The 25,588-nt window shown below is 62.2% G+C and carries 28 protein-coding genes; 13 read left to right on the forward strand and 15 right to left on the reverse strand.

The annotated features are described in order from the left end of the window. The first annotated feature begins 3 nt into the window (after nucleotides 1-3). Nucleotides 4-747 (forward strand): penicillin-binding protein activator LpoB, encoded by a 744-nt coding sequence (locus tag QR290_RS28445; RefSeq protein ID WP_115079625.1) that lies wholly within the window; start codon nucleotides 4-6, stop codon nucleotides 745-747. Nucleotides 748-807: 60 nt separating this feature from the next. Here QR290_RS28445 and QR290_RS28450 read toward each other — a convergent pair whose 3' ends face one another. The 3 genes from QR290_RS28450 to QR290_RS28460 all read right to left on the reverse strand — a co-directional run bounded on the left by QR290_RS28450 (nucleotide 808) and on the right by QR290_RS28460 (nucleotide 4,047). Next, a complete protein-coding gene (locus QR290_RS28450) occupies nucleotides 808-1,440 on the reverse strand; it encodes a LysE family transporter (protein ID WP_007951851.1) in 633 nt (210 codons plus the stop codon). 115 nt (nucleotides 1,441-1,555) lie between these two features. Next, nucleotides 1,556-2,137 carry a mechanosensitive ion channel family protein gene (locus QR290_RS28455; RefSeq protein WP_115079626.1) on the reverse strand — a complete coding sequence of 194 codons (582 nt, stop codon included), beginning with the start codon at nucleotides 2,135-2,137 and terminating at the stop codon, nucleotides 1,556-1,558. Beyond that, nucleotides 2,137-4,047 carry an ATP-binding cassette domain-containing protein gene (locus tag QR290_RS28460; protein ID WP_115079627.1) on the reverse strand — a complete coding sequence of 637 codons (1,911 nt, stop codon included), beginning with the start codon at nucleotides 4,045-4,047 and terminating at the stop codon, nucleotides 2,137-2,139. Before QR290_RS28460 ends, QR290_RS28455 begins: the two co-directional genes overlap by 1 nt. 50 nt (nucleotides 4,048-4,097) lie before the next feature. Between QR290_RS28460 and QR290_RS28465 the strand changes: the two genes are divergently transcribed. After that, complete coding sequence (locus QR290_RS28465) at nucleotides 4,098-4,559, forward strand: TIGR02444 family protein (protein WP_289204048.1); 462 nt, start codon at nucleotides 4,098-4,100, stop codon at nucleotides 4,557-4,559. Here the strand turns inward: QR290_RS28465 and QR290_RS28470 are convergent. Continuing rightward, a complete protein-coding gene (locus tag QR290_RS28470; RefSeq protein WP_289204049.1) occupies nucleotides 4,556-5,761 on the reverse strand; it encodes an AlgP family protein in 1,206 nt (401 codons plus the stop codon). The two genes, QR290_RS28465 and QR290_RS28470, sit on opposite strands and share 4 nt — an antisense overlap. Nucleotides 5,762-5,953: 192 nt before the next feature. Here QR290_RS28470 and QR290_RS28475 point away from each other — a divergent pair, with 192 nt between their 5' ends. Further along, entirely contained in the window at nucleotides 5,954-6,619 is a 666-nt protein-coding gene (locus QR290_RS28475) for an FKBP-type peptidyl-prolyl cis-trans isomerase (RefSeq protein WP_289204050.1), read from the forward strand. A 60-nt stretch (nucleotides 6,620-6,679) separates the two neighbouring features. On the opposite strand, the gene QR290_RS28480 is transcribed toward QR290_RS28475, so the two are convergent. The 7 genes from QR290_RS28480 to QR290_RS28510 form a co-directional block, all read right to left on the reverse strand. Continuing rightward, nucleotides 6,680-7,138, reverse strand: coding sequence for an Rsd/AlgQ family anti-sigma factor (locus QR290_RS28480; protein ID WP_007951863.1), 459 nt, complete (start codon nucleotides 7,136-7,138; stop codon nucleotides 6,680-6,682). 185 nt (nucleotides 7,139-7,323) lie between these two features. Further along, nucleotides 7,324-7,875, reverse strand: coding sequence for a disulfide bond formation protein B (locus QR290_RS28485; RefSeq protein ID WP_115079631.1), 552 nt, complete (start codon nucleotides 7,873-7,875; stop codon nucleotides 7,324-7,326). Nucleotides 7,876-8,096: 221 nt separating this feature from the next. Beyond that, nucleotides 8,097-9,335 carry a heme biosynthesis protein HemY gene (locus QR290_RS28490; RefSeq protein ID WP_115079632.1) on the reverse strand — a complete coding sequence of 413 codons (1,239 nt, stop codon included), beginning with the start codon at nucleotides 9,333-9,335 and terminating at the stop codon, nucleotides 8,097-8,099. Further along, nucleotides 9,332-10,474: a uroporphyrinogen-III C-methyltransferase gene (locus tag QR290_RS28495; protein ID WP_115079633.1), complete on the reverse strand. Its 1,143-nt coding sequence runs from the start codon at nucleotides 10,472-10,474 to the stop codon at nucleotides 9,332-9,334. The genes QR290_RS28490 and QR290_RS28495 overlap by 4 nt, the downstream gene beginning before the upstream one ends. A 16-nt stretch (nucleotides 10,475-10,490) precedes the next feature. Beyond that, a complete protein-coding gene (locus QR290_RS28500) occupies nucleotides 10,491-11,258 on the reverse strand; it encodes a uroporphyrinogen-III synthase (RefSeq protein WP_115079634.1) in 768 nt (255 codons plus the stop codon). Beyond that, nucleotides 11,255-12,196 (reverse strand): hydroxymethylbilane synthase, encoded by a 942-nt coding sequence (gene hemC / locus QR290_RS28505; RefSeq protein WP_115079635.1) that lies wholly within the window; start codon nucleotides 12,194-12,196, stop codon nucleotides 11,255-11,257. The genes QR290_RS28500 and hemC overlap by 4 nt, the downstream gene beginning before the upstream one ends. 138 nt (nucleotides 12,197-12,334) lie before the next feature. After that, complete coding sequence (locus QR290_RS28510) at nucleotides 12,335-13,081, reverse strand: LytR/AlgR family response regulator transcription factor (RefSeq protein ID WP_115079636.1); 747 nt, start codon at nucleotides 13,079-13,081, stop codon at nucleotides 12,335-12,337. 474 nt (nucleotides 13,082-13,555) lie between these two features. On the opposite strand from QR290_RS28510, the gene argH reads away from it, so the two are divergent. Next, complete coding sequence (gene argH / locus QR290_RS28515; RefSeq protein WP_115079637.1) at nucleotides 13,556-14,950, forward strand: argininosuccinate lyase; 1,395 nt, start codon at nucleotides 13,556-13,558, stop codon at nucleotides 14,948-14,950. 128 nt (nucleotides 14,951-15,078) lie between these two features. On the opposite strand, the gene QR290_RS28520 is transcribed toward argH, so the two are convergent. Next, nucleotides 15,079-15,738 carry a glutathione S-transferase family protein gene (locus tag QR290_RS28520; RefSeq protein ID WP_289204051.1) on the reverse strand — a complete coding sequence of 220 codons (660 nt, stop codon included), beginning with the start codon at nucleotides 15,736-15,738 and terminating at the stop codon, nucleotides 15,079-15,081. A gap of 123 nt (nucleotides 15,739-15,861) precedes the next feature. Here QR290_RS28520 and QR290_RS28525 point away from each other — a divergent pair, with 123 nt between their 5' ends. From QR290_RS28525 to QR290_RS28535, 3 genes are all read left to right on the forward strand, one after another. Continuing rightward, nucleotides 15,862-16,146 carry a hypothetical protein gene (locus tag QR290_RS28525; RefSeq protein WP_115079638.1) on the forward strand — a complete coding sequence of 95 codons (285 nt, stop codon included), beginning with the start codon at nucleotides 15,862-15,864 and terminating at the stop codon, nucleotides 16,144-16,146. A 191-nt stretch (nucleotides 16,147-16,337) separates the two neighbouring features. Next, nucleotides 16,338-16,583 (forward strand): TIGR02647 family protein, encoded by a 246-nt coding sequence (locus tag QR290_RS28530; RefSeq protein ID WP_007951883.1) that lies wholly within the window; start codon nucleotides 16,338-16,340, stop codon nucleotides 16,581-16,583. A 194-nt stretch (nucleotides 16,584-16,777) separates the two neighbouring features. Next, the gene (locus tag QR290_RS28535; protein WP_115079639.1) at nucleotides 16,778-19,621 is read left to right on the forward strand and encodes a class I adenylate cyclase; all 2,844 of its coding nucleotides are present in this window, start codon (nucleotides 16,778-16,780) and stop codon (nucleotides 19,619-19,621) included. A 6-nt stretch (nucleotides 19,622-19,627) separates the two neighbouring features. Here QR290_RS28535 and rnk read toward each other — a convergent pair whose 3' ends face one another. The 3 genes from rnk to cyaY form a co-directional block, all read right to left on the reverse strand. Beyond that, nucleotides 19,628-20,038 (reverse strand): nucleoside diphosphate kinase regulator, encoded by a 411-nt coding sequence (rnk, locus tag QR290_RS28540; RefSeq protein ID WP_007951886.1) that lies wholly within the window; start codon nucleotides 20,036-20,038, stop codon nucleotides 19,628-19,630. 128 nt (nucleotides 20,039-20,166) lie between these two features. Continuing rightward, a complete protein-coding gene (locus tag QR290_RS28545) occupies nucleotides 20,167-20,391 on the reverse strand; it encodes a DUF1289 domain-containing protein (RefSeq protein WP_074690015.1) in 225 nt (74 codons plus the stop codon). A gap of 4 nt (nucleotides 20,392-20,395) precedes the next feature. Beyond that, nucleotides 20,396-20,728, reverse strand: a complete 333-nt coding sequence (gene cyaY / locus QR290_RS28550) for an iron donor protein CyaY (RefSeq protein ID WP_007951887.1) — start codon at nucleotides 20,726-20,728, stop codon at nucleotides 20,396-20,398. Between the two features lie 239 nt (nucleotides 20,729-20,967). On the opposite strand from cyaY, the gene lptM reads away from it, so the two are divergent. The 6 genes from lptM to QR290_RS28580 are packed head-to-tail and all read left to right on the forward strand — an operon-like array spanning nucleotide 20,968 to nucleotide 25,575. Next, nucleotides 20,968-21,141 (forward strand): LPS translocon maturation chaperone LptM, encoded by a 174-nt coding sequence (lptM, locus tag QR290_RS28555; RefSeq protein ID WP_007951888.1) that lies wholly within the window; start codon nucleotides 20,968-20,970, stop codon nucleotides 21,139-21,141. Between the two features lie 9 nt (nucleotides 21,142-21,150). Next, nucleotides 21,151-22,398 carry a diaminopimelate decarboxylase gene (lysA, locus tag QR290_RS28560; RefSeq protein ID WP_115079641.1) on the forward strand — a complete coding sequence of 416 codons (1,248 nt, stop codon included), beginning with the start codon at nucleotides 21,151-21,153 and terminating at the stop codon, nucleotides 22,396-22,398. Between the two features lie 4 nt (nucleotides 22,399-22,402). Continuing rightward, nucleotides 22,403-23,233: a diaminopimelate epimerase gene (gene dapF / locus QR290_RS28565; protein WP_011336523.1), complete on the forward strand. Its 831-nt coding sequence runs from the start codon at nucleotides 22,403-22,405 to the stop codon at nucleotides 23,231-23,233. Between the two features lie 13 nt (nucleotides 23,234-23,246). Further along, nucleotides 23,247-23,972 (forward strand): DUF484 family protein, encoded by a 726-nt coding sequence (locus QR290_RS28570; protein ID WP_007951894.1) that lies wholly within the window; start codon nucleotides 23,247-23,249, stop codon nucleotides 23,970-23,972. Between the two features lie 2 nt (nucleotides 23,973-23,974). Continuing rightward, nucleotides 23,975-24,874, forward strand: a complete 900-nt coding sequence (gene xerC / locus QR290_RS28575) for a tyrosine recombinase XerC (protein ID WP_007951897.1) — start codon at nucleotides 23,975-23,977, stop codon at nucleotides 24,872-24,874. Continuing rightward, nucleotides 24,871-25,575: an HAD family hydrolase gene (locus QR290_RS28580; RefSeq protein WP_289204052.1), complete on the forward strand. Its 705-nt coding sequence runs from the start codon at nucleotides 24,871-24,873 to the stop codon at nucleotides 25,573-25,575. Before xerC ends, QR290_RS28580 begins: the two co-directional genes overlap by 4 nt. Nucleotides 25,576-25,588: the final 13 nt, after the last annotated feature.

Below are 25,588 nucleotides of genomic sequence, written 5' to 3' on the forward strand. Positions count from 1 at the left end.
TCGATGCGCACATGGATTGGCATGATGGCCCTGGCTTGCGCGTTCAGCGTGCAAGCGGCCCCGAAAGTCGCGGTCACGGATCTGGCGTACCAGGAGCGCGTGGAGCAATACATCCACATCGTTTCGGCCCAGAGCAATTACCGCGAGGGTTATTACAGCGCCAGTGGGTCTTCGAGCTATAACGAGCTCGAAGCCACCACCAGCTACATCGAACAGACCGAACTGCGTAAGTTCACCGGCGACATCAAGGGTGAAATCCTGCGCACCGGCATGTTCCAGCTGGTGCAGGGCACGCCGTACACCGCGTCCTCCAAGGGCGATGTCTACGACGTGATCAAGCGGATCAAGGCCGGCAACTTCAAGGGTGCCGACTACGTGCTGTTCGGCACCGTGTCGGACATCGACTTCACCCAGGACGTGAACGAGCTGGCGAACACCGACAGTTATTCCGCCGTGCTGGGCCTGACGCTGGTGGCTGACTTCAGCCTGATCAACACCAAGACCTTCGAAATCACCTCGGCCTTTACGGCGATGGGTGAGGCGCAGGACACCAAGCTGGTGAACCACCGCGACATCAAGATCTCGCTCAATCGCCCACGGGTGGTGCGTGACGTGTCGAAGGCACTGGGCGAAGACGTGGCCGGACAGCTGAGCATGCAGCTCGGCGGTGGCGGTTACGAGCAGCCGCGTGAACCGCAGCAGCGTAACAATCTGCCGCGTGATACGGCGCCGGTGATTCTGCGCTGATCAACCGCCGGAAACGAAAAAGGCGACCTGAAAAGGTCGCCTTTTTTATGCCTGTACGCTTTACGCAGCAGCTTTGCGCAACGTCGCCATGAACGCCGCCGCGCCAATGAACAGCCCGGCAAACGTGCGGTTCATGCGTTTCTGCTGGGTCGGTGTACGCAACAGGCGCAACACCTTCGACGCCAGACCGGTGTAGCCGGCCATGACGATCAGATCGACCGCGATCATGGTCACGCCGATCACCACATACTGGATCAACAGCGGCGCATGCGGATTGATGAACTGCGGCAGCACCGCGAGCATGAACACCAGTGCCTTGGGGTTGCTGATGTTCACCAGAAAACCACGAAACACCAGGGCCAGCGGCTTGCCGATCGGCCGAACCGCCGCGTCGTCACTCATGTCCATCGGCAGTGCGCGCCATTGTTTGATCGCGAGATAAACCAGGTAGGCGACACCGAACCATTTGATCGCATGGAACGCGGTGGCAGAAGCAGTGAGGATCGCGCCGACACCGGCGCCGACGATGGCGATCTGCACAGCCAGGCCGATCTGCAGGCCCAGGGCATTCCAGTAGCCGCGCCAGAAACCGTATTGCAAGCCGCTGGACATCGACGCAATGGCGCCGGCACCCGGAGAAAGACTGATCACCCAGCAGGCGGCAAAAAACGCCAGCCATGTTTGAAGCTCCATCGCACACCTCGACTTCGGACTCGTGACAATCCTCAAAGCTAATGCGGATTTGGCTGGATGACTACCGATTTTTTGCAGGTTGTTGCGGCCGCCGACCAACGTGGCCGGCGTCCGATCACTTTTCGAAACCGCTGGAAGGGAAGACATCCGACCCGCGCCAGCGTCGCACCGAGCGCTGGAAGAACAGGCTGTTGGGGACTTGCACCATCGCGCTGCCGGTACCGAGTTCTTCAGCTTCGATCAAGGTGGTGTAGAGCAGATTGATCGCCACCACCCGGCCTTTGACGCCGGGCTTGTCGGTGGTGTCCACCAGTTCGACCACATCGCCGAGACGGAACGGGCCGACTGTGAAGATCAGAATCGCGCAGAGCAGGTTCGACAGCACACTCCACATCGCGAAGAACGCCACCGCCGCTACCGCGACGAAGCCCGACAACGCAGTCCACAGCACCGTGGCCGAGACCCCGAGGCGTTCCAGCACGAAGATCAGCGCGCTGCCCATGATCAGCCAGCGCAGACCGCCGCGCAGCGGCATCAGCAGCTGCGGCGGGAACGGATACTTCTCACCCAGGCGGGTCAGGAATCGGGCGACGACGCGCTGGGCGAAGTAGCCGGCCAGCAGGATCAGCAGAATCTGCACGCCGAGCCAGATCGGCTCGACCCACATCGCCGGCAATGGAAGTTTGAAGGCTTCCATCAAGACAACGCCTCCAGCTCCGCCTGCATGCTTTCCAGCGTTTCCAGGGCTTGCATCCACGCTTCTTCAAGTTCGCCTTCGCGGACTTTCAGCTTGGCCTGTTCGGCCAGCAGGTCACGCAATTCGCTCTTGCGCGCCGGCTCGTAGATGTCGCTGTCGCCAAGGCTGGCATCGACCTTCGCCAGTTTCTCGTGCAGCTTGCCGAGCTCGGCTTCGAGCTTGTCAGCCTCGCGCTTGTGCGGCGCCAGTTGCTGACGCAACGCAGCGGCGGCCTGACGCTGGGCCTTCTTGTCAGTCTTGTCCGGATTGACCGGCGTGTTGCTGACCGGGGCGTTGCGCTGACGGTACTCGACCAGCCAACGGGCGTAGTCCTCGAGGTCGCCGTCAAACTCTTCGACTTTGCCGTCTGCGACCAGGAAGAAGTTGTCGGTGGTGCTCTTGAGCAAATGCCGATCGTGGGAAACCACCAGCACCGCACCGCTGAATTCCTGCAACGCCATGGTCAGCGCCAGGCGCATTTCCAGGTCGAGGTGGTTGGTCGGTTCGTCGAGCAGCAACAGGTTCGGCCGTTCCCAGGCGATCAACGCCAGGGCCAGACGGGCCTTTTCGCCACCGGAGAAATTCAGCACCGGCTCGTCGATCCGCGCGCCACGGAAGTCGAAACCACCGAGGAAATCGCGCAGCGTTTGTTCACGCTCGGTCGGCGCCAGACGCTGCAAGTGCAGCAACGGGCTGGCCTTGGCGTCCAGCGAGTCGAGCTGATGCTGGGCGAAGTAGCCGACTACGGTGTTCTCGCCACGGGTCAGGCGCCCGGCCAACGGTGACAGCTCGCCGGCGAGGTTCTTGATCAGAGTCGATTTACCCGCACCGTTGGGGCCGAGCAAGCCGATCCGCGCGCCGGGGGTCAGTTGCAGCTTGACCTTCTCCAGTACGGTTTTCTCGCCATAGCCCAGGCGCGCATCGGACAAATCGATCAGCGGACTGGAGATCTTGGTCGACTCGCGGAACACGAAATCGAACGGCGAATCGACATGGGCTGCCGACAGCTCCTCCATCCGCTCCAGCGCCTTGATCCGGCTCTGGGCCTGACGGGCCTTGGTGGCCTGGGCCTTGAACCGGGCGATGTAGCTTTCCATGTGCGCACGCTGCGCCTGCTGCTTCTCGTAGGCCTGTTGTTGCTGGGCCAGACGTTCGGCACGGGCGCGTTCAAACGCGGTGTAGCCGCCACGGTAAAGCGTCAGCTTACGCTGATCGACGTGGGCCACGTGATCGACCACTTCATCGAGGAAATCGCGGTCGTGGGAGATCAGCAGCAAGGTGCCGGGGTAACTTTTCAGCCACTCTTCGAGCCAGATGATGGCGTCGAGGTCCAGGTGGTTGGTCGGTTCGTCGAGCAGCAGCAGGTCTGATGGGCACATCAAAGCCTGCGCAAGGTTCAGACGCATCCGCCAGCCACCGGAGAAATCTCCTACCTGACGATCCATCTGCTCGTTGGTGAAACCGAGACCGGCGAGCAGCTTGCGCGCCCGCGCATCGGCGGTGTAGCCGTCGGCGCTGTCGAGCTCGGCGTGCAGGCGGGCCAGCGCGGTGCCGTCGTGGGCCTCTTCGGCCGCTGCGAGCTCACGCTGCACCTCGCGCAGACGCAGGTCGCCGTCGAGCACATAGTCGACCGCCAGACGCTCGAGCGTGTCGACTTCCTGCCGCATGTGGGCGATACGCCAGTCGGCCGGCAGCAGGCAGTCGCCCGAGTCCGGGTGCAACTCACCGCGGAGCAAGGCGAACAGGCTGGATTTGCCGGCGCCGTTGGCACCGATGAGGCCGGCTTTGTGGCCGGCGTGCAGGGTCAGCTCGGCGTCTTCTAGCAGACGTTGCGGGCCACGCTGTAAAGTCAGGTTCTGAAGTCGGATCATAATGGCGGCGGAGTCTACCAGCTTCCCCCGCAACTGGCGCGAGTAGCACGATGTCCTCTGACCTGTGGAGCTTTGCCCTTGCCGTCTACGCCCGTCCCGGCGTGGAGGATGCCTGCCTGCGCCTGCAATCAGCGGGGGCCAACGTGTGCCTGATGCTATGCGGCTTATGGCTGGAACAACGCGAGGCGACGTGCGACGAGGTGCGCGCCCGGCAGCTTCTGGAACTGACAGAGCCCTGGGACCGGGAAGTGGTCCAGCCGTTGCGCGCATTGCGCATGCAGTGGAAAGCCCTGGCCGACACCGATTTGGTGCTCAAGGGGATGCGCGAGCAGATCAAGGGATTGGAGCTGGAGTCGGAGCGTGCGCTGCTGTCGCGACTGGAAGGCGCCGCGCAAGGCTGGAAGCGTCATTCGAAGGAATCGAGTGACTGGCTGCAAGTGCTGGCCGGCCCGGCGGCCAACCTGAACCGCGACGCGCTGCAAGTGCTGCGCGTCGCGGCGACCGGCGCTTAGGAAGCGCTGGACGGGTTGCTGGCGACGCTCGACACCGGCGCCGGGGATGGCGTGGTTGCGGTGGTCGAGGTAGTGGCGGCGGATGCCGGTGCTGCAGTCGGAGCCGGGGTTGCCGGTGCGGCAGGTTTGGCAGCAGGTGCAGTGGCCGGTTTTGCTGCAGCTGGTTTTGCTGCTGGCTTGGCAGCGGCAGGCTTTTTCACCGCAGGTTTTGCAGCAGGTTTCGCTGCTGGCTTGGCGGCCGGTTTAGCGGCGGTCGCTGGCTTGGCTGCGGTCGTTGCAGGTTTCGCGGCGGCAGCCGGTTTGGCGGCTGGTTTTGCAGCGGGTTTGGCCGCAGCTTTTGCCGCAGGCTTGGCTGCTGGTTTCGCCGCCGCTTTGGCAGCAGGTTTGGCAGCAACCGGCTTGGCAGCGGCTTTCGCCGCAGGCTTGGCAGCAGCAGTTTTGGCAGCTGGTTTAGCTGCGGCTTTAACGGCTGGTTTTGCTGCCGGTTTGGCGGCCACTTTGGTGGCTGGCTTGGCAGCAGGTTTTGCAGCGGCAGTTCTTGCCGGAGCCGCTTTCGCAGCAGCGGTTTTCGCCGCAGGTTTGGCGGCTGGTTTTGCAGCAACCGGCTTGGCAGCAGCTGGTTTGGCCGCAGTAGTTTTGACCGCAGGTTTAGCAGCGCTGGCTGCTGCGGGTTTCTTCGCGGCTGGTTTTGCAGCAGCTTTCACTGGGGCTTTCGCGGGCGCTTTGGCCGGTGCTTTGGCCGGTGCTTTTGCAGCAGGTTTGGCAGCCGCTTTTTTCGCAGGCGCCGCTGCAGGTTTGGCCGAACGCAGGGACAACGCCTTGCCGACGGCTTCTTGAACACGACCGACACCTTGGGCCAGTTTCAGGCTTTCCTGGGCATCGCGCTTGAGTTGCAGAATGTAGCTGCGAGTATCGGACTGACGCTCCTTCAGGGCATCAAGCAGGTCTTCGAGTTCCTTCACGGCAGCCTTGGCCTTGGTCTGCGCCTTGGCTTTACCGGCTGCTGCTGCGTCCTGCAATTTGGTGCGGGATTTGTGCAGTTTTTCTTGCGCCTTGCCGCGTTGCTTTTCCAGTTTGGCGAGCAGTTTTTCAGCATCAGCCAAGGCTTGGGAGCAAGCGTTTTCCAGATGCTCGAGCAAGCTGCCCGAGAGTTGTTGGAGTAAATGCAACGGAGTGTTTACAGGCTTCTTGGTGGCCGACATGGTTTACCTCCTGGCTGACGTGAGTGCGGCTCATACTAGACCTCTGCTGCTACCGCCGCTAGGGCATGTTGACAGTATCGAAAGCACTCGGTTGCAGGCTTGCGAAAAACTTCTGCGCATTGGCAAAAGCAGTTCACCGTTGCAGACGTTCGCGCTGGCATAATCCACCGCAATTCAGGACGGAGAGTGCCCATGTCGCGCTACCTTTTTTTATCCCTCTGCATGATCTTTTCCGTGGCGCAGGCCGACGAAAAAACCACTGCAAACGATGCCCACGATCTGGCTTACAGCCTCGGCGCGAGCCTCGGTGAAAGGCTGCGTCAGGAAGTGCCGCAGCTACAGATCCAGGCGTTGATCGAAGGTCTGCAGCAGGCCTATCAAGGCAAGCCGTTGGCACTGAGCGAAGCACGCATCGAGCAGATCCTCGCCGATCACGAATCGCAAACAGCCGAGCAGGCAGCGATGCCTTCGACTGAAGCGGCGATGGAAAACGAGCGACGTTTTCTCTCTGCCGAAAAAGCCAAACCGGGTGTGAAGGAGTTGGCCGACGGCATCCTGCTGACCGAGCTGGCACCGGGCAATGGCACGAAGGCCGGCCCGGATGGAAAAGTGCAGGTGCTGTACATCGGCCGACTGCCGGACGGCACCGTGTTCGATCAGAACAGCCAGCCGCAGTGGTTCAATCTCGACAGCGTGATCGCCGGCTGGCGCACCGCGTTGCAGAACATGCCGGTCGGCGCGAAGTGGCGACTGGTGATTCCATCGGATCAGGCTTACGGCGCTGACGGTGCCGGCGACTTGATCGCGCCATTCACACCGCTGGTGTTCGAAGTGGAATTACGCGGCGCGACCAGTTGATCGCCCAATAAAAAACGGTGCGCCTGAGGCGCACCGTTTCTGTGTCTTGAGAGGCTCGGTTCAGGCCTGAACCGAATCCTCTTCCTTGTGTGCGGTATGCAGCACTTCAATCAGGCAGTCTTCCAGTTCGAAGCGCTCGTGGAGCAGGCCGCCCAGCTCCTTGAATTTCTCCGCAACGCATTTGCCTTCATCGCAAAGGTCGTTGAACGCGAGCAGCTTTTCGGTGATGACATCGATCCGCGGATAGATCGTCTCGGCCAGTTCCAGGCCGCGCTTGTCGTTGAAGGCCTTGGCCTCGCCCGTCAGCTGTTCGTAGATCTCGAAGTGGCCGGCCGAGACGTAATCGACCAGCACGCCGCAGAATTCCTGCAAAGGCTTTCGATCCTCGGACAGCGCCTGAGGTTTGGCGCCCAGCTTGTCATAGGCAGCGATCAATTCCTCACGCTCCTGCAGCCAGCGGTCGATCAGCAGATGAACTCCACCCCAACGTTCCTGAGCATTCTGACAACTTTCGAGCATGGCGATCTCTCTTCCCTTGTGGGTCATGCTGCTCTACACCCGCGCCCCTTCTTGTGAATATTGCTTTGAGAGGCGGCCAGGCAGAGCGTCATCGAGCAACACAAATCCAATGACACGTGCGGGCCAGATTATGCCCGCACGCCTATGGCTTCAAGGTACGCAGGAGAGAAAGTTCATACAAGTGTTTAATCCCTGACCAGCACCGGGTGCGACGGTTGGCCGCTGAGCGGTTGCTGCAAAGCCATCCAGACCTGCCGCAGCAACTGGTAAACAGCCAGGATCGACATTCCCACAAAAAACAGCAGACTCCACTCCGGAATGCTCAGATCGAACAGCGTCCAGGACAATTCCGCACAATCGGCAGTGTCGTTGAACATCCGCATCAGTGCGCATAACCACGGCAGGCTGCTGAACATCTCTTCCGGCCCGGGCCCGCAATGCGCCAGCCTTTGCAGTGAATCACTTTGCAGCAGCACTTGCCGCCAGGCCGCCGTCATCCCGCCAAGACTGGTCAGCAATGCCATCATCCAATACAGCGACAGACCGACACGTTGCGGCCCATGAATCGCAGCCACACCGCAAAAAAGGGTGAGGACGCTCATGAACAGACGCTGGACCAGACACAGGCTGCAAGGCACCAGCCCGACCGCGTATTCGAGGTAATAGGAAGCTCCCAGGGCCAGAATCCCCGCAGTGAAAGCCATAAAGAACAGGGAGCGTGAGCAGGCCAAAGACATGGCTTATCCGTAACAATAAAGACAGGCAGTTACGGTAGAGGAAAGCGCCTCGGGCTTTCAAGGCAGGTCACTGGCGACACTTCATCAGAAGTGTAGGGAAATCCCGACAAGCACAGAAGGATTCGGTGTAGTCCACTGTAGGACTTTGCTCGGGAAGGGATTTGCGGGTAACAATTCAGTCACCGAGGGAAAAAAGGAGGAGCATCGCTCCTCCTTTCTGATCACGCTCGAACAGCTACGGGTAATGGCGCAGCCAGCAGGCGCTCATCCAGCATACCGAGCCCTTCCTGGAACAGCAGATTGCTGCGCTCGGTGTCACCCAATCGGGCCAGCAGACGCGCCAACTCGGCGCACGCTTCCGGATTGCGCTGCACTCGCAGACTGCTTTCCAGATAATCCCGCGCCTTGCCCCACAGACTGGCTTGCAGGCACAAACGGCCCAATGTCAGCAGAAGGCTGGCATCGCCCGGATGATCCTTGAGCCAGCCCTCGGCGGTCTGCAATTGACGCGCCGGGTCGCTGCCGCGCACCAGACCGTAAAGGCGCGCCAGATGGCTGTCGTACTTGCGCTTGAGCGCCGTGCGCAGCACTTCTTCAGCTTCGACCTGGGCGCCCAGTTGGCGCAACTGCTCGGCGTAGGCCAGCACCAGCGCCGGCTCCTGGCGCTGGGCAGACGTCAGTTGCTGCCAGGCGCGGTTGAGCGACTGCAAACCGACTGCGCCATCCTCTTCGCGCTGGGCCGCGAGGGACAGGTTTTCTCCCCAGGCACGACGCTCGAGTTCGGTCAGCTCGGCAGGTGGCAGGACTTTGTCCTTGCGCAGCTCCGGCAACAGACGGATCACGGACGACCAGTCGCCGCGCTGCTGATGCAGTCGCTGCAACTGGCGCAAGGTCTGGACATTGTGCGGATGGCGCTCGTGCATCGCCTGCAAGGTGACCAGCGCGCCATCGGTATCGCCGCGATCGGTCTGCAACTGCGCATGGCTGAGGGCAATCGCCAGCTCGGCCTGCGGCTGACGCTCGAGGGCGCGCTCCAGCAGGCGATCGCTTTCCTCGTAATTACCTTGTTCGTTGGCGGCGCGAGCGGCCCCCAGGTAATACAGCAACGGCTGACGCTCGGCTTCAGCCGCCCGATAAAGGTGACGCTGGGCGCTGGCCCAGCGGCCTTCGGCCAAGTCGAGCTGACCATGCTCGATCGCCACCTGCACACGGCGACTGCGGTTGCGTCGCGACCATGGATTGACCACACCGCCGGAGGTCAGCACCAGCTCGACCAACGCCTTGATGCCCCAGACCAGCAGCCACAGCACCGCGACCACCGCCAGCGTCGCCCACAGGCTCGATTCATAACGAAAGCTTTTGTAGGCGACCAGCACGTAACCGGAATGCTCGGCAATCGCCAGGCCCAGCGCCGCCGTTGCCGCGATCACCAGAAACACGATCACATACAGGCGCTTCATGGTGTCGCCTCCTGTGCAGTGCTCGCGGCCGGTTTGGTGAAGGGTTTCACCGAGTCTTCGGCGTTGACGTTACGACGCTCCAGATACCCCTGTACCGCGCTCAAGGTTCCGGCGAGATCCGGCGTGTTGACAGTAACCGGTTGCTTGCTCAATTCCGCGACCTGCTCGAGCATGATTTTGCTCTGCGGGTTATCCGGGTTGAAGTTGCCGGTGAGGACGTCACGCGCTTCGGCCAGGGCCTGGGTGTACACCGGCGCCTGGCCATTGAGCGCAGCCCATTGCGCCTGTTCGAGCGAAAGGCTCAGGGCCAGACGCACCTGGCTCAGGCTCTGGCCGGCGAGCAACGGCCGGACGTTTTTGTCAGCATTGAAATCGATGCGGATGTAGCGCGAGATCTGATCCCACCACTGCGCCCAGCGACTGGCGCCGTCGCCATCGGAAGTCAGGCCCAGCAGCGAATCGCCGCGATCCTTGTACTCCGGCGCCAGCTCGGTGAGCCCAACGACCTGATCGCGCAAGGCGCCCAGTCGCAGGAACAGCCCGGTGCGATCCGGCTGCTCGGTGCTGCGCAGCGCCACCAGGGTTTTCGCCACTTGCTCGCGGGCGGCGAACGAGCCGGGATCATTCTGCTCACGCAGGATTTCGTCGGCACCCTGCACCAGCGCCTGAGCGCTGCTGATGTCCTGCAGGGCGGAAAGACGCAGGCTGGCCAGACGCAGCAAGTGTTCGGCCTCGGCCAGACGCCAGTCCTTGCGGCTGGCACCGAGGACGGTTTCCAGACGTTGATTGAGGCGCTGCTGATCGCCCTGAAGTTGCGTCACCAGACGCTGGCGATCGGCAAGTTCATCGGCGCCGGGCAATTGCCCGAGACGCTCGGTCAGTCGTTGCTCGTTGAGTTTCAGGGTCTGTGCCTGATCGTTCAACGCCTGAACCTGACTCAACTGATTCTGAGTGCTGGTCTGCAGATGTCGCACCTGCCACACACCCCAGCCACCCACCGCAACACCGGCGGCGCCGAGCAGCAGCGCGAGAATGGCCAATCCGTTGCCTCGGCGCGGTTCGGCGGCCGGTGGCGGTGCATCAACCGGTGCATCGATCACAGGTTGAACGTCATCTTTAGGCAAGGTTGTTTCGCTCACGTATCCATCCTTTGCATTAGAGAACGGGCACGGGATGCTCCCGTAACGCCGTCAGCAAGGCCGCGGCACTCGCGCCGCGACAATCCACAACTGTTCGGGCCCCGGCGGCACTGGCCTGCTCGGCAACCCTTGGGCTTGGAACAAACAACGGCAACTGCGCCAGCACAGGCCAGGTATCGCCGGCCAGTTGGCGCAGGTGCTCGAAACCCTGTCCACTGCTGACCACCAGCCCGTTCAGGCGTTCCGCTGCAATCCTGCGGGGCAGCTCCTGCGGCGGATAGCCCGGCAGGTCGCGACGGTACAACTCCAGATATTCGACACTAGCACCAAGCGCGCGCAGGCGCTCGGCCAGCAGTTCACGTCCGCCCTCCCCGCGCAGGATCAACACCTGCGAGCCGGGCACGGCCACCGCCGCCAGCAGACGCGGCAATTGCAGCAAGGCTTCGCTGTCGTCGCCCGCCTCGGGGAAGCTCACATCCAGTCCCCGATCCCGAAGGATAGCGGCGGTCGCTGCACCCACGCTGAACCACGGCATTGTCGGAGTCGACAGACCCAGAGAATCGAGCAGATCCACCGCGATCCGCGCCGCCGGTTTGCTGACCACAATCACTGCGCTGTAACGCGGCAGTTGCGTGATCGTGCGGCGCATTGTGTCAGAGACCGGCAGTGGCGCGATTTCCAAAAGCGGCAGACAGCTGCTGAAAAACCCTTGTTCGGCCAGCACGGTGGCGAGCGCCGAACAGTCTCCCGCCGGGCGCGTCAGCAGCAGGCGCCAGGCGGTCACTCGTGACCTGCCTCGCCGTAGACTGCCTTGAGAATATCGTCGGCGCCCTGGCTCAGCAGGTCTTCGGCCACCTGCACGCCCAGCGTCTGGGCTGCGGCACGCGGCGCACGGGCTTGCGCGCTGAGCAGCTTGCCGCCGCTCGGCTCGCCCACCAGACCGCGCAGCCACAACTGATCACCTTCGAGCACGGCGTAGCAGGCGATCGGCACCTGGCAGCCGCCATTCAGATGTTTGTTGAGGGCACGCTCGGCGGTGACACGGTCTGCGGTGTCCGCGTGATGCAGAGGTGCGAGCAAGGCATGGATTTCAGTGTCGGCGCTGCGGCATTCGATGCCCACCGCGCCCTGGCCACCGGCCGGCAGGCTGTCGTCGACGCTGATCGCCGACGTGATGCGATCTTCGAAACCGAGGCGAATCAGACCGGCTGCCGCGAGGATGATCGCGTCGTACTCGCCGGCGTCGAGCTTGGCCAGACGGGTGTTGACGTTGCCGCGCAGGAAACGGATCTCCAGATCCGGGCGGCGCGTCAGCAACTGCGCCTGGCGACGCAGGCTGGAGGTGCCGACGATGCTGCCGGCAGACAACGCATCGAGGCTGGAATACGTATTGGAGACAAACGCGTCACGCGGATCTTCGCGCTCGCAGATGCAGAACAGACCGAGGCCTTTGGGGAAATCCATCGGCACGTCTTTCATCGAATGCACGGCGATGTCGGCTTCGTTTTCCAGCAGCGCGGTTTCCAGTTCCTTGACGAACAGACCCTTGCCGCCGATTTTCGACAGGGGCGAATCAAGCAGCTTGTCGCCGCGACTGACCATGGGCACCAGCGTCACCAGCAGGCCCGGGTGGGCTGCTTCCAGACGGGCTTTGACGTATTCGGCCTGCCAGAGGGCCAGAGCACTTTTGCGGGTGGCGATGCGGATTTCGCGAGAGGACATGGATCAATCCGTACTGAATAGATACGGCGGATAATAACAGCTCAGCCAAATCCACTTTGACCTGAATCAGAAACGGCGTGGCCTCCCTGGCCTGCAATGCCTGGTGAAAAGAACGAAGGACCGCCCGGAGCCTGCGGACTAAAGCCCCTGCATCATTTTGCGCACACCCGCCACATGCCGGCGGCTGACGATCAGCGCGTCACCGTTGAGGCCCTTGAGGAACAACTGGAAGTGGCCCAGCGGTGTACGTTGCAGTCGCTCGATTCGGTCGCGAGCGACCAGCGCATTGCGGTGGATCCGCACGAAGCGTTCGCCGAATTCGTCTTCCAGCGCCTTGAGCGGTTCATCCAAAAGGACTTCGCCGCCTTCGTGGCGCAAGGTCACGTATTTGTGGTCGGCAATGAAGTACACCACCTGATCCAGCGGGATCAGTTCGATGCCTTTGCGGGTGCGGGCGCTGATGTGGCTGCGCGGGCCGTTACCGCTTTCGGCGGCAGGACGGGTCAGGGCCGAGAGCTGGGCCCGGTTGGGACGTTCAGCCCGTTTCAGGGCGTCATGCAGATGTTCGGTTCGCACGGGTTTCACCACATAGCCCACGGCGCTGGCCTGGAGGGCTTCCACGGCAAATTCATCGGGACCTGCGCAAAACACCACGGCTGGCGGGGTTTCGCGTTCGCACAGACGGGCAGCCACCTGCAGGCCATCGAGGCCCGGCATGCGGATATCGAGCAGCACGATATCCGGCTTGTGGCTGTCGATCAGCGCCAACGCCTCTTCGCCATTGGTGGCGCTGGGCTCCAGGACTGTGTAGCCCTCGAGCTCGCTCACCATTCGGGCGAGGCGCTCGCGGGCCAGTGGTTCGTCATCAACGATCAGGACATTCATATTGCGCTGGATTCCTGCGTGAGTCTCGCACAAGGATAGCGTAGACAAGTGGAGTGACGTCCGTCACCGCGATCCACGCTAAGACTAGCCCGAGCGCCAAAAAGTGCCGTACGTCGGCCGGCAATATTTGCCGACACCTGCAACGTACCGCCTGACGCCCGTCGCCGACTGCGTTTTACGCAGGGTATGCCAATGGCCAATACACCCACCCCTCTCTCTTCTTATAGTCGGTGGCCGGACCTTTGCGCGATCCGCCGCCACGTCGACCCCTATGTCCTACTGTAGACGCTCGTCGGGCCGATATTGCTCAATCGAAAAATATCCTTGCGCAAATCCCCCGGCGACACCGGCGACTATGGAGGAGGACATGAGAAAAAAACGTATCGACCAGTGTCAGCGACAGGATTGGCAACCCTGTTATTATCCGCGCCAGCGTTTCACGCCTTCTTTCTTCAAGCCGATACGAGCGAATTCATGAGCACTGACAAGACCAATCAGTCCTGGGGCGGCCGCTTCAGTGAACCCGTCGACGCCTTCGTCGCCCGCTTCACCGCCTCCGTCACTTTCGACCAGCGCCTGTATCGCCACGACATCATGGGCTCGATCGCCCACGCCACCATGCTGGCCAAGGTCGGCGTGCTGACGGATGCCGAGCGCGACAGCATCATCGATGGCCTGAAGACCATCCAGGGCGAAATCGAGGCCGGCCAGTTCGACTGGCGCGTCGACCTCGAAGACGTGCACATGAACATCGAAGCACGCCTGACCGACCGCATCGGCATCACCGGCAAGAAGCTGCACACCGGCCGCAGCCGCAACGACCAGGTCGCCACCGACATCCGCCTGTGGCTGCGTGACGAGATCGACCTGATCCTGAGCGAAATCACCCGCCTGCAAAAAGGCCTGCTGGAGCAGGCCGAGCGCGAAGCCGCGAGCATCATGCCGGGCTTCACCCACCTACAGACCGCTCAGCCGGTGACCTTCGGGCACCACATGCTGGCCTGGTTCGAAATGCTCAGCCGCGACTACGAGCGCCTGGTCGACTGCCGCAAGCGCACCAACCGCATGCCGCTGGGCAGCGCCGCACTGGCCGGCACCACTTACCCGATCGACCGCGACTACACCGCACAACTGCTGGGCTTCGATGCCGTCGGTGGCAACTCGCTGGACAACGTGTCCGACCGTGACTTCGCCATCGAATTCTGCTCGGCCGCGAGCATCGCGATGATGCACCTGTCGCGTTTCTCCGAAGAGCTGGTGCTGTGGACCAGCGCGCAGTTCCAGTTCATCGATCTGCCGGACCGCTTCTGCACCGGCAGCTCGATCATGCCGCAAAAGAAAAACCCGGACGTTCCAGAGCTGGTACGTGGCAAGACCGGTCGTGTGTTCGGCGCCCTGATGGGCCTGCTGACCCTGATGAAAGGCCAGCCGCTGGCCTACAACAAGGACAACCAGGAAGACAAGGAACCGCTGTTCGACGCCGCCGATACCTTGCGCGACTCGCTGCGCGCGTTTGCCGACATGATCCCGGCGATCAAGCCAAAGCACGCGATCATGCGTGAAGCGGCGCTGCGCGGTTTCTCCACCGCCACTGACCTGGCCGACTACCTGGTGCGCCGTGGCCTGCCATTCCGTGATTGCCACGAGATCGTCGGTCACGCGGTGAAGTACGGCGTCGACACCGGCAAGGATTTGGCGGAAATGAGCCTGGAAGAACTGCGTCAGTTCAGCGACCAGATCGAGCAGGACGTATTTGCCGTGCTGACCCTCGAAGGCTCGGTGAATGCCCGTGACCACATCGGCGGCACAGCGCCGGCGCAGGTCAAGGCTGCCGTGGTTCGTGGTCAGGCGCTGATCGCCAGCCGCTAAAAGCCAAAGCTTCGCGAGCAAGCCCGCTCCCACATTCGATCTGCTGCGACCACCGAACAGGTGTCCAATCGAGATCAGATGTGGGAGCGGGCTTGCTCGCGAAAGCTATCTCGAAGCACCAGAAAAATTTACTTCTTCGCTGCGATCATCGCCAAAAACGCCGGCATCGCCGCATCCTTGTCCGCCGCAATCTTCTGCACATGCGGATTCTGCTCAAGCCGCTCCAGCAGCGCCTTCGCCTTCGGCATCTCCGCCAGCAAATCCAGACCGAACAGCTTGTGCCCCACGGCAGCCGCCAGCGGCACGCTGTAGAGGAAGTACAGATCCGCAATGGTCAAACTGTCGCCCGCCACATACGGGGCGAACTTGCCGTGACGTCCCAGCGCCGCAAACCCCAGCAACAATTCAGCCTTGGTTTTTTCCTTGATCGCTTCCGGCAGCGCCGTGCCGAAAAACGCTTCGCCGTAACAGGCACGGGCCGGCAGCTCGATATACAGCTCGATCTCCTTGGCCACTGCCAATACCTGGGCACGGGCGAACGGCTCGGTCGGTAACAGCGGGACACCTTTCTGGCTGCTTTCGAGGTATTCGAGCATCACCATCGTTTCGTTGATGTACCCGCCTTCGGCCCCCAGCACCGGCACCTTGCCACGCGGGCTGATGGCCAGAGACTCAGGCGTAGGCGTCGGGTAGAACGTGACCTCTTCGAACGGCAGGCCTTTTTCCAGCAGCGCCAGTTTGACCATGTTGTAGTAGTTGCTGACGGAGAATCCATAGAGCTTGAACATCACATAGCCTCCAGGCCGTGCGGGGTGGGCAGTGCCTGTTTATAGATCGCTCCCGGGAATCCTGCCAGCAGCATCACGTTGCTGAATGCGGGTAAACTGGCGCCTTTCCTTGAGGAGCCTGCCATGAGCGAGCCGACTGACATCGACAATGATGAAGAAGAGTTCACCGAATCGACGCTGATCGAAGCGATCGAGAACCAGATCGAAAGCGACAACCCGCCAGCGGCCAAGGCAACCTTCAACAAGCTGACGCTGGTCGGTTATGAGCGCGAAGACATCCTGAACCTGATGGCCCACGTGCTGGCCTGTGAAATCGACGCGATGCTCGACGAAGACCGCGCGTTCGATACCGATTGGTACGAAACCGCGCTGCGCGCACTGCCGGAACTGCCACCGGAAAAGCAGTAAACGGCCCCGCCCCGTGGGAGCAGGCCTGCTCCCACACAATTTGTCACCCATCTTCGCGGCCTTCTGCCGACCCCTGACTACACTGGAATCCACCCCGGAACAAAAACCCTGACACGCGCACTGGACAGGCCGCGCCGGCAGGTTCACCTTAGGGGCGCTGTCGTCCAATTCCTAGAAAGTCTGGAGTCCTTATGTCGCTTACCCCTGAGTTGGTTGCCGAACTGGAAGTCCTCGCACTCTTCAACCTGGACAGTTCCCAGGAAGGTCTGAAAATTCATCAGACCGCTGCCCCGAAGCACATTGCTGCCGCACAACGCCTGTTCGAAAAAGAACTGACGGACCAGCCTGATGGCGGTTACCTGACCAGCCTCGGTCGCGATGCCGCACAAAACGTGCAAACCGTACTGACGATTCTCAAAGAGCAACAAACCGCCTGATCCTCCCGACTTTGCCCACGGAAACCCCTGCCACGGGATTTCCGCGGGCCAGCCATGAACGTCGTCCATCGCCATGCGATAGAAATCTGACGTCAAAAAACAAATTCAGCTTAAAACTCCTGCTGCTCAGGCGCTAAACTCCCGGACACCCGAGACCCCTTGCCTCCGAGCCCTGCGCGCCGGTTTGAGCCGACATGACCCGCACCCATGAAATCCGCCCCGACCTGGACGAAGGCATCGACCGCAAGGTACTCAGCCAGCTACGTGCACGTTTTCTGAAACTCAACGAAGGTCGCCTGGACCGGGCACTGGAAGGTCTTTCGACGCGCCAGCAAAGTGTGCTGACGCTGCTGCCGCTGTTCTTTCACGTCAATCATCCGCTGTTGCCGGGTTACGTCTCGGGCAGCACGCCAGCCGGGCTGTCGAATTACGAACCGGACGCCGACGCCCTCGCCGAAGCCCAGCGCCTGACCCGCTCGTTCTCCTACAAGCCGCGTCACGGCAGTAACCCGCCACGACCGATTCATGGGCTGTTCCTGATGGGCAGCCTCGGCACACTCGCCCAGGCCGACCAGAGCGATATGGACGTTTGGGTCTGCCACGCCCCCGATCTAAGCGACAGCGAACTCGCCGAACTGCGCAAGAAATGCCAGTTGCTCGAAGCCTGGGCTGCCAGCCAGGGGGCCGAGGCGCACTTCTTCCTGATCGACCCGGTGCGATTCGTCAAAGGCGAGCGCGATACCCAGCTCAGCTCCGAAGATTGCGGCACCACCCAGCACTATCTGCTGCTGGACGAGTTCTACCGCACCGCGATCTGGCTCGCCGGGCGCACGCCGATCTGGTGGCTGGTGCCGGTCTACGAAGAACGCGCCTACGACGCGTACACCCACACCCTGATTTCCAAACGCTTCATCCGCAACGATGAAACCCTCGACCTGGGGCCGATGGCACACATTCCGCCGGGTGAGTTCGTCGGCGCCGGGCTGTGGCAACTGTTCAAGGGCATCGAGTCACCGTACAAGTCGGTGCTCAAGCTGCTGCTGACCGAGGTCTACGCCAGTGAACATCCGCAGGTGCAGTGCCTGAGCCTGCGCTTCAAGCAGGCGGTGTTCGCCAACCGGCTGGACCTCGACGAGCTGGATCCGTACATGGTGGTTTACCGCCGGATCGAGGAGTACCTGACTGCGCGCAACGAACCGGAGCGGCTTGAGCTGGTACGCCGGGCGCTGTACCTCAAGGTCAACCGCAAGCTTACCGGCAACACCCGCACCCAGAGCTGGCAACGTTCACTGCTGGAGAGGCTGGCCAGCGAATGGCACTGGGACCAGCGGCAACTGGCGCTGCTCGACAGCCGCAGCCAGTGGAAAGTCCGACAGGTCAGCGCCGAACGCCGGGCGCTGGTCAACGAATTGAATTACAGCTACCGCTTCCTGACCCAGTTCGCCCGCACCGAACAGACTGTCAGCCTGATCAACAAGCGCGACCTCAACGTCCTCGGCCGCCGCCTGTACGCAGCGTTCGAACGCAAGGCCGACAAGGTCGAGTTCATCAACCCCGGCATCGCCCCGGATCTGGCCGAAGACACGCTGACCCTGGTGCAATCGCCGAACAAAAAAGAGCCGGGCCAAACCCAGTGGGGCCTGTACAACGGCAGCCTGACGGCGCTCGAGTGGGAACATTTCGCGCCGATCAAGCGCAGCCGCGAGCTGCTGGAGCTTTTGACCTGGTGCCACCGCAACGGCGTGATCGACAGCAGCACCCGACTGGCCCTGCACCCCGGCACCAGCGACCTTAGCGAATTCGAACTGTTCAACCTGCTCGGCAGCCTGCAACAGAGCATCGCCCTGCCCTTGTCGACCGTTGCCGAAGAGCCGCTGCTGCGCGCCGCCGTGCCGAGCGAAGTGTTGATGCTGGTGAATGTCGGGGTGGATCCGCTCAAGCATCACCGCGATCTGAACATTCTGATGACCACCGAACGCACGGACTCACTGAGCTACGCCGGCGTACGTGAAAACCTGGTGCTGACCCTCGATCAGGTCACGCTCAACAGCTGGAACGAGGTACTGGTCAACCGCTTTGACGGCCCGCATGCCCTGATGGACTGCTTGCGCGATTACCTCAACAACCTGCCGCGCGGGCCGCAACAACCATCGCTGCGAGTGCGCTGCTTCTGTCACAACCGCGCGCAATTCATCGCCCGCCGAGTGGAAGAAATCGTCGACACCGCACAGACCCTGTTGCTCAGCGACCTGAATCATCGCTACCTGATCCAGGTGCAGCAGCATTACCACGTGCTGGAGCTGGTGCCGGGCCAGGTCAGCCATGTCGCCCTCGCCACCCTGCCAGCGCTGCTCGATTACCTGGGTGAGGAACAACCGCGCTACAGCCCGCTGCACCTGGATCCGATGGCGCTGGAAGACCACGACCTGGCGCTGATCCTGCCGATGGGCCAGCCTGAATGCATTCAGGTGTTCTACCGGATCACCGAACAAACCGCCGAGCTGTACGTGCTCGACGAGTTCAATGCGCTGTGGCAACAGCACTTGCCCTATCACGACGAGCAAAGCCTGTTGGTGCCGCTGCAACGGTTCCTGCAATCGATCCAGTTCCGCCGCGAAGCGCTGCTGCCGATGGATTCGGGCCATGCTGCCAGCCTTGAAATCTTGTATTACCAGTTATTGCCATCAGGACCGGGACGCGCGCGACGGGTCGAAATGCGCCCGGCACCGCAGACGCCGGTCAACAAACCGTTCTATGACGTGCAGGCGATCGTCGGCAAAGCCGCACCCGGTGAAGTGCAGGTCACGCTGTATTGCAATCAACGGGAATTCAGCGAGCTGGAACATGGCGACCAGCTGTTCAGCGTGGTCGCCCGGGAGATCGTCGGGCAGCGCCGGGAAACCGAGCGCTACCGCTGCTACATCACCGACCTCGACCTGTCGGGTGTGATCGGTGACGGGCAGAGTTCGAGCAATCTGTATCTGCGTTACAAGGCCGACCTGGAACGCTCTCTGAACGAGGCGCTCGAGCAGGTCTAGGGAGGGTTACTCCGGGAAATCACCGCCGTTGGCCGGCTGCGATTCGACTTCGAGCAAGGTCAGTTTCAAGGTCTTGCCGCCCGGTGCAGGCCAGTCGATATGCTGGCCGACTTTCAAGCCCAGCAGCGCACTGCCGACCGGAGCGAGGATCGAGACTTTGCCTTCGTCGGCGTTGGCGTGCTTTGGATAGACCAAGGTCAGGTGGTAGTCCTTGCCACTGCTTTCTTCGCGGCAGTGCACGCGGGAATTCATCGTCACGACATCGGCAGGCACTTCATCGTGACCGACCAGGGTATCGGCGCGATCCAGTTCGGTTTGCAGCGCGATCACGCCCGGCAGCGTGTCATCCAGGCTGTCGATCAGGCGCTCCAGACGTTGCACGTCCAGACGGGTAAGGGTGATGGAAGGTGCGGTCATGATCCGGGCAGACTCCTTTCTTCTGCACACAAAAAAAGCAAAACCCCGCCAAAAAAGACGGGGTTCTCACCAGGCCTCGATGGGTTGAGGCGTTTCCGGACACTATCACAGCTCAAAAAATATACAAGCTACGCTCCGGCGAGCTGCCGGCGCTGAGCCGCCTGCGCGCAAATGACCCGGCGGCGCTCGTCATCGGCCGAACGCCACTCGCGGATGTCTTCGACATGGCGCATGCAGCCGAGGCAGACCTTCTGCTCATCCAGCCGGCACACGCCGGTGCACGGCGAAGGCACGGCCGGGCTGACGTTGCTGTAGAGCGGCTTCGGCGGACGGGCGGGCGCGGTGTCAGTCACAGAATCACAGGCCTTCGAAATCGAATTCGGTACCGGCCTGCTGCTTGACGATACGCTCGAGCATTTCGCCCAGCTGCTCTTCGCTCTTGTCGCACATCCAGCGTTCGCTTTCTTCGTCGTAGTCGAAGTGGAAACCACCGGACACGGCGGCCAGCCACAGCTGACGCAACGGTTCCTGACGACTGAAGATCAGCTGGGTGCCGTTCTCGAACTTGACGGTCAGCACACCGGCCGAGTTCTCCATGTCGATGTCCAGGTCGCTGTCGTCGAAGATGTCTTCCAGTTTTTCCTGGGTTTCATCGACCAGATCGTGGAAACGGGCTTCGGACAAACTCATTGCGGCAACCTCAAAAAATGTCTGATCAGGCTCAAGCGCCGCAAGATACGGACGCTGCCAGCCGATTGCAAAGGATAACGACCAAGCGCCCTGCCCGGCGACGAAATATCCACCCGCCATGCAGGAAAAGTTTCCGCGCCGCAGCCCGAGCCCCGCCGGACGGGAGTTCCGTCGCATAGGCAAGCTGCCGGGTGGCCGGTATACTCCGGCGCAATTAACGCATTTTCAAGGATTTCGCCATGAAGCGCCTGATCTCTTCCCTTGCTGCGCTCGTCGCGGTTGCCTGCCTTGTTTCGGCTTGTGGTCAAAAAGGCCCGCTGTACCTGCCCGATGAAGATCAGGACCCGGCCGAGCAAGCCCAGTCTTCGCAAAAGCAGCCTGTCTCCAAGGCACACAAGCACGACGTTTACTAAGGGATCGCCATGGACGCTTTTAACTACCGTGGCGGGGAACTGTTCGCGGAAGGTGTGGCGCTGTCCGCCATCGCCGATCGCTTCGGCACTCCCACCTACGTTTACTCCCGCGCTCACATCGAGGCCCAGTACCTGGCCTACGCCGATGCGCTGGCCGGCATGCCGCACCTGGTGTGCTTCGCGGTCAAGGCCAACTCCAACCTCGGAGTCCTGAATGTCCTGGCCCGCATCGGCGCCGGTTTCGACATCGTCTCCCGTGGCGAGCTGGAACGTGTTCTCGCCGCTGGCGGCAGCCCGGACAAGATCGTGTTCTCCGGCGTCGGCAAGACCCGTGACGACATGCGCCGTGCGCTGGAAGTCGGCGTGCATTGCTTCAACGTCGAATCCACCGACGAGCTCGAGCGCCTGCAAGTGGTCGCCGCCGAGCTGGGCGTTCGCGCGCCGATCTCGCTGCGCGTGAACCCGGACGTCGATGCCGGCACTCACCCGTACATTTCCACCGGTCTCAAAGAGAACAAGTTCGGCATCGCCATCGCCGACGCCGAAGACGTGTACGTGCGTGCCGCGCACCTGCCGAACCTGGAAGTGGTCGGCGTCGACTGCCACATCGGCTCGCAACTGACCACCCTGCCTCCGTTTCTCGATGCACTCGACCGCCTGCTGGATCTGGTCGATCGCCTCGGCGATTGCGGCATCCACCTGCGCCACATCGATCTCGGTGGCGGCCTGGGTGTGCGTTATCGCGATGAAGAGCCGCCATTGGCCGCCGACTACATCAAGGCCGTGCGTGAGCGTCTGGTCGGTCGTGATCTGGCGCTGGTGTTCGAACCGGGCCGCTTCATCGTCGCCAACGCCGGCGTGCTGCTGACCCAGGTCGAGTACCTCAAGCACACCGAGCACAAAGACTTCGCCATCGTCGACGCGGCCATGAACGACCTGATCCGCCCGGCGCTGTACCAGGCCTGGATGGACGTGACCCCGGTCAAGCCACGCGATACCGCTGCGCGTACCTACGACGTTGTCGGCCCGATCTGCGAAACCGGCGATTTCCTCGCCAAGGAACGCGAGCTGGCGCTGGAAGAAGGCGATCTGCTGGCCGTGCATTCGGCCGGTGCCTACGGTTTCGTGATGAGCTCCAACTACAACACTCGCGGCCGTGCCGCCGAAGTGCTGGTAGATGGTGATCAGGCATTTGAAGTGCGTCGCCGCGAGACCGTGGCCGAGCTGTTTGCCGGCGAAAGCCTGCTGCCGGAGTAACCCCATGCTGCTGCGTTTTACCAAGATGCACGGCCTGGGCAACGACTTCATGGTTCTCGACCTGGTCAGCCAGCACGCGCATATTCAGCCCAAGCACGCAAAAATGTGGGGCGACCGGCACACCGGCATCGGTTTCGACCAGTTGCTGATCGTCGAAGCGCCGAGCAATCCGGATGTGGATTTCCGTTACCGGATCTTCAACTCCGACGGTTCCGAAGTGGAGCAGTGCGGCAACGGTGCGCGCTGCTTTGCCCGCTTCGTGCTCGACAAGCGTCTGACCGCCAAACGGCAGATCCGCGTCGAGACCAAGGGCGGCATCATCGAACTGGACGTGCGTAACGACGGCCAGATCGGCGTGAACATGGGCGCCCCGCGCCTGGTGCCGGCGGACATTCCGTTCCAGGCGCCGGAGCAGGCCCTGAGTTATCAGGTCGATGTCGACGGTACGCCGGTCGATCTGGCGGCGGTGTCCATGGGCAACCCCCATGCGGTGCTGCGGGTCAGCGATATCAACACCGCACCGGTGCATGAACTGGGGCCGAAAATCGAACACCATCCGCGCTTTCCGGCGCGGGTCAACGTTGGTTTTCTCCAGGTCATCGACCGCCATCGCGCGCAACTGCGCGTGTGGGAACGCGGCGCCGGGGAAACCCAGGCCTGCGGCACCGGCGCCTGCGCTGCTGCTGTAGCTGCGATCAGTCAGGGGTGGATGGATTCGCCACTGTTGATCGACCTGCCGGGCGGGCGCCTGTCCATTGAGTGGGCAGGCCCCGGCCAACCGGTGTTGATGACCGGCCCGGCAGTGCGCGTATACGAAGGACAAGTGCGTCTTTGAGTGAGCAGAAGCCATGACCGATAAGCCTCAGGTACCCGCCCGACAGTCCGGTGAATCAGCGTCCGAGAGCCTGGAGGCGGCAGCGGTTGCCGCGTACCTGGAGGCTCATCCGGACTTCTTCGTCGAGCATGAAGAACTGCTGCCGTCCCTGCGCATTCCCCATCAGCGCGGCGATACCGTCTCGCTGGTCGAGCGTCAGATGGCCATCCTGCGTGACCGCAACATCGAGATGCGTCACCGCCTCTCGCACTTGATGGACGTCGCCCGGGACAACGATCGCCTGTTCGACAAGACCCGTCGCCTGATCCTTGCACTGATGGACGCTGCCACTCTGGAAGACGTGGTGATCAGCGTCGAAGACAGCCTGCGCCAGGATTTTCAGGTGCCCTTCGTCAGCCTGATCCTGCTCGGCGACAACCCGGCCCCGGTCGGCCGCTGGGTGACCCACGCCGACGCGCAGACCGCCATCGGCGGCCTGCTCACCGAAGGCAAGAGCGTCAGCGGCAGCCTGCGTGAACACGAGCTGGACTTCCTGTTCGGCGAAGAGCAGCGCAAGCAGATCGGCTCCACCGCCGTGGTCGCCGTCAGCCATCAGGGCATCCACGGAATCCTGGCCATCGCCAGCCGTGATCCGCAGCACTACAAGAGCTCGGTCGGCACGCTGTTCCTCAGCTACATCGCCGAAGTCATGGGTCGCGTGCTACCACGGGTCAACAGCTCCCTGCGCTCGGTACGCTGAGCATGGAACGACAACTGGACGCTTACTGCGAACACCTGCGCAGTGAGCGGCAGGTGTCGCCGCACACGCTGTCGGCCTACCGCCGTGACCTCGACAAAGTCCTCGGCTGGTGCAACAAACAGAACATCGGCAGCTGGCAGGCCCTGGACATCCAGCGCCTGCGCAGCCTGATCGCCCGCCTGCATGCCCAGGGCCAGTCCTCGCGCAGCCTGGCGCGCCTGCTGTCAGCGGTGCGCGGGCTCTATCACTACCTGAATCGCGAAGGCCTTTGCGATCACGACCCGGCCACGGGTCTGGCACCGCCCAAAGGCGAACGCCGCCTGCCGAAAACCCTCGACACCGACCGCGCCCTGCAATTGCTCGAAGGCGCCGTGGAGGACGATTTTCTCGCTCGACGTGATCAGGCGATTCTGGAGCTGTTCTATTCCTCCGGGCTGCGTCTGTCGGAGCTGACCGGGCTCAATCTCGATCAGCTCGATCTGGCCGACGGCATGGTTCAGGTGCTCGGCAAGGGCAGCAAGACGCGCCTGTTGCCGGTCGGCAAAAAGGCCCGGGAAGCGCTGGAGCAATGGCTGCCGTTGCGGGCGCTGACCAATCCGGCGGACGATGCCGTGTTCGTCAGCCAGCAAGGCCGACGTCTCGGCCCGCGAGCGATTCAGGTGCGGGTCAAACTGGCCGGCGAGCGCGAACTGGGGCAAAACCTGCACCCGCACATGCTGCGGCACTCCTTCGCCAGCCACTTGCTGGAGTCCTCCCAGGATCTGCGCGCGGTGCAGGAACTGCTCGGCCACTCGGACATCAAGACCACCCAGATCTATACCCACCTGGACTTCCAGCACCTGGCGGCGGTCTACGACAGCGCCCATCCACGGGCCAAACGCATGAAAGGCGACGATTCATGAGCATCCAGTTGATCACCTTCGACCTCGACGACACCCTGTGGGACACCGCCCCGGTGATCATCAGCGCCGAAGCGGTTTTGCGCGAATGGCTGAGCGAACATGCGCCGAATCTGGGCGCGGTGCCGGTGGAGCAGCTGTGGTCAATCCGCGAGCGCGTACTGGCCAATGAGCCGGGACTCAAGCACCGCATCAGCGCGCTGCGCCGGCGAGTGCTGTTCCATGCGCTGGAAGAAGCCGGGTACGCCCACGGCGAGGCGTCGGAGCTGGCGGACAAGAGTTTTGAAGTGTTTCTGCATGCGCGGCACCAGATCGAGGTGTTCCCGGAGGTCGAGCCGATCCTGGAAACCCTCGCCAAACACTACGCCCTCGGCGTGGTCACCAACGGCAATGCCGATGTGCGTCGTCTCGGGTTGGCGGACTACTTCAAGTTTGCGCTGTGTGCCGAAGACATCGGCATCGCCAAGCCGGATGCGCGACTGTTCCATGAAGCGTTGCAGCGCGGTGGCGTGAGCGCCGAAGCGGCCGTGCATATCGGCGATCATCCTGGGGATGACATCGCCGGGGCGCAGCAGGCCGGATTACGTGCGATCTGGTTCAACCCGGCCGGAAAGGTCTGGGAAGCGGAGCGCCTGCCGGATGCCGAGATTCGCAGCCTGACCGATTTACCCGCAGTGCTCGCCCGCTGGAACAGCCGCAGCTAGATTTCTTTCGCCC

Origin of the sequence: Pseudomonas fluorescens (genome assembly GCF_030344995.1) — a bacterium.
Lineage (GTDB): Bacteria > Pseudomonadota > Gammaproteobacteria > Pseudomonadales > Pseudomonadaceae > Aquipseudomonas > Aquipseudomonas fluorescens_BF.

Coding starts and splice junctions, on each gene's coding strand:
- QR290_RS28445 (WP_115079625.1), top strand. CDS start 4: ATGCGCACATGGATTGGCATGATGGCCCTGGCTTGCGCGTTCAGCGTG.
- QR290_RS28480 (WP_007951863.1), bottom strand. CDS start 7,138: ATGCTCGAAAGTTGTCAGAATGCTCAGGAACGTTGGGGTGGAGTTCAT.
- QR290_RS28530 (WP_007951883.1), top strand. CDS start 16,338: ATGTCGCTTACCCCTGAGTTGGTTGCCGAACTGGAAGTCCTCGCACTC.
- QR290_RS28570 (WP_007951894.1), top strand. CDS start 23,247: ATGACCGATAAGCCTCAGGTACCCGCCCGACAGTCCGGTGAATCAGCG.
- QR290_RS28455 (WP_115079626.1), bottom strand. CDS start 2,137: ATGGAAGCCTTCAAACTTCCATTGCCGGCGATGTGGGTCGAGCCGATC.
- lysA (WP_115079641.1), top strand. CDS start 21,151: ATGGACGCTTTTAACTACCGTGGCGGGGAACTGTTCGCGGAAGGTGTG.
- QR290_RS28520 (WP_289204051.1), bottom strand. CDS start 15,738: ATGTTCAAGCTCTATGGATTCTCCGTCAGCAACTACTACAACATGGTC.
- lptM (WP_007951888.1), top strand. CDS start 20,968: ATGAAGCGCCTGATCTCTTCCCTTGCTGCGCTCGTCGCGGTTGCCTGC.
- QR290_RS28485 (WP_115079631.1), bottom strand. CDS start 7,875: ATGTCTTTGGCCTGCTCACGCTCCCTGTTCTTTATGGCTTTCACTGCG.
- QR290_RS28490 (WP_115079632.1), bottom strand. CDS start 9,335: ATGAAGCGCCTGTATGTGATCGTGTTTCTGGTGATCGCGGCAACGGCG.
- xerC (WP_007951897.1), top strand. CDS start 23,975: ATGGAACGACAACTGGACGCTTACTGCGAACACCTGCGCAGTGAGCGG.
- QR290_RS28470 (WP_289204049.1), bottom strand. CDS start 5,761: ATGTCGGCCACCAAGAAGCCTGTAAACACTCCGTTGCATTTACTCCAA.
- argH (WP_115079637.1), top strand. CDS start 13,556: ATGAGCACTGACAAGACCAATCAGTCCTGGGGCGGCCGCTTCAGTGAA.
- QR290_RS28465 (WP_289204048.1), top strand. CDS start 4,098: ATGTCCTCTGACCTGTGGAGCTTTGCCCTTGCCGTCTACGCCCGTCCC.
- hemC (WP_115079635.1), bottom strand. CDS start 12,196: ATGTCCTCTCGCGAAATCCGCATCGCCACCCGCAAAAGTGCTCTGGCC.
- cyaY (WP_007951887.1), bottom strand. CDS start 20,728: ATGAGTTTGTCCGAAGCCCGTTTCCACGATCTGGTCGATGAAACCCAG.
- dapF (WP_011336523.1), top strand. CDS start 22,403: ATGCTGCTGCGTTTTACCAAGATGCACGGCCTGGGCAACGACTTCATG.
- QR290_RS28450 (WP_007951851.1), bottom strand. CDS start 1,440: ATGGAGCTTCAAACATGGCTGGCGTTTTTTGCCGCCTGCTGGGTGATC.
- QR290_RS28475 (WP_289204050.1), top strand. CDS start 5,954: ATGTCGCGCTACCTTTTTTTATCCCTCTGCATGATCTTTTCCGTGGCG.
- rnk (WP_007951886.1), bottom strand. CDS start 20,038: ATGACCGCACCTTCCATCACCCTTACCCGTCTGGACGTGCAACGTCTG.
- QR290_RS28580 (WP_289204052.1), top strand. CDS start 24,871: ATGAGCATCCAGTTGATCACCTTCGACCTCGACGACACCCTGTGGGAC.
- QR290_RS28460 (WP_115079627.1), bottom strand. CDS start 4,047: ATGATCCGACTTCAGAACCTGACTTTACAGCGTGGCCCGCAACGTCTG.
- QR290_RS28535 (WP_115079639.1), top strand. CDS start 16,778: ATGACCCGCACCCATGAAATCCGCCCCGACCTGGACGAAGGCATCGAC.
- QR290_RS28510 (WP_115079636.1), bottom strand. CDS start 13,081: ATGAATGTCCTGATCGTTGATGACGAACCACTGGCCCGCGAGCGCCTC.
- QR290_RS28525 (WP_115079638.1), top strand. CDS start 15,862: ATGAGCGAGCCGACTGACATCGACAATGATGAAGAAGAGTTCACCGAA.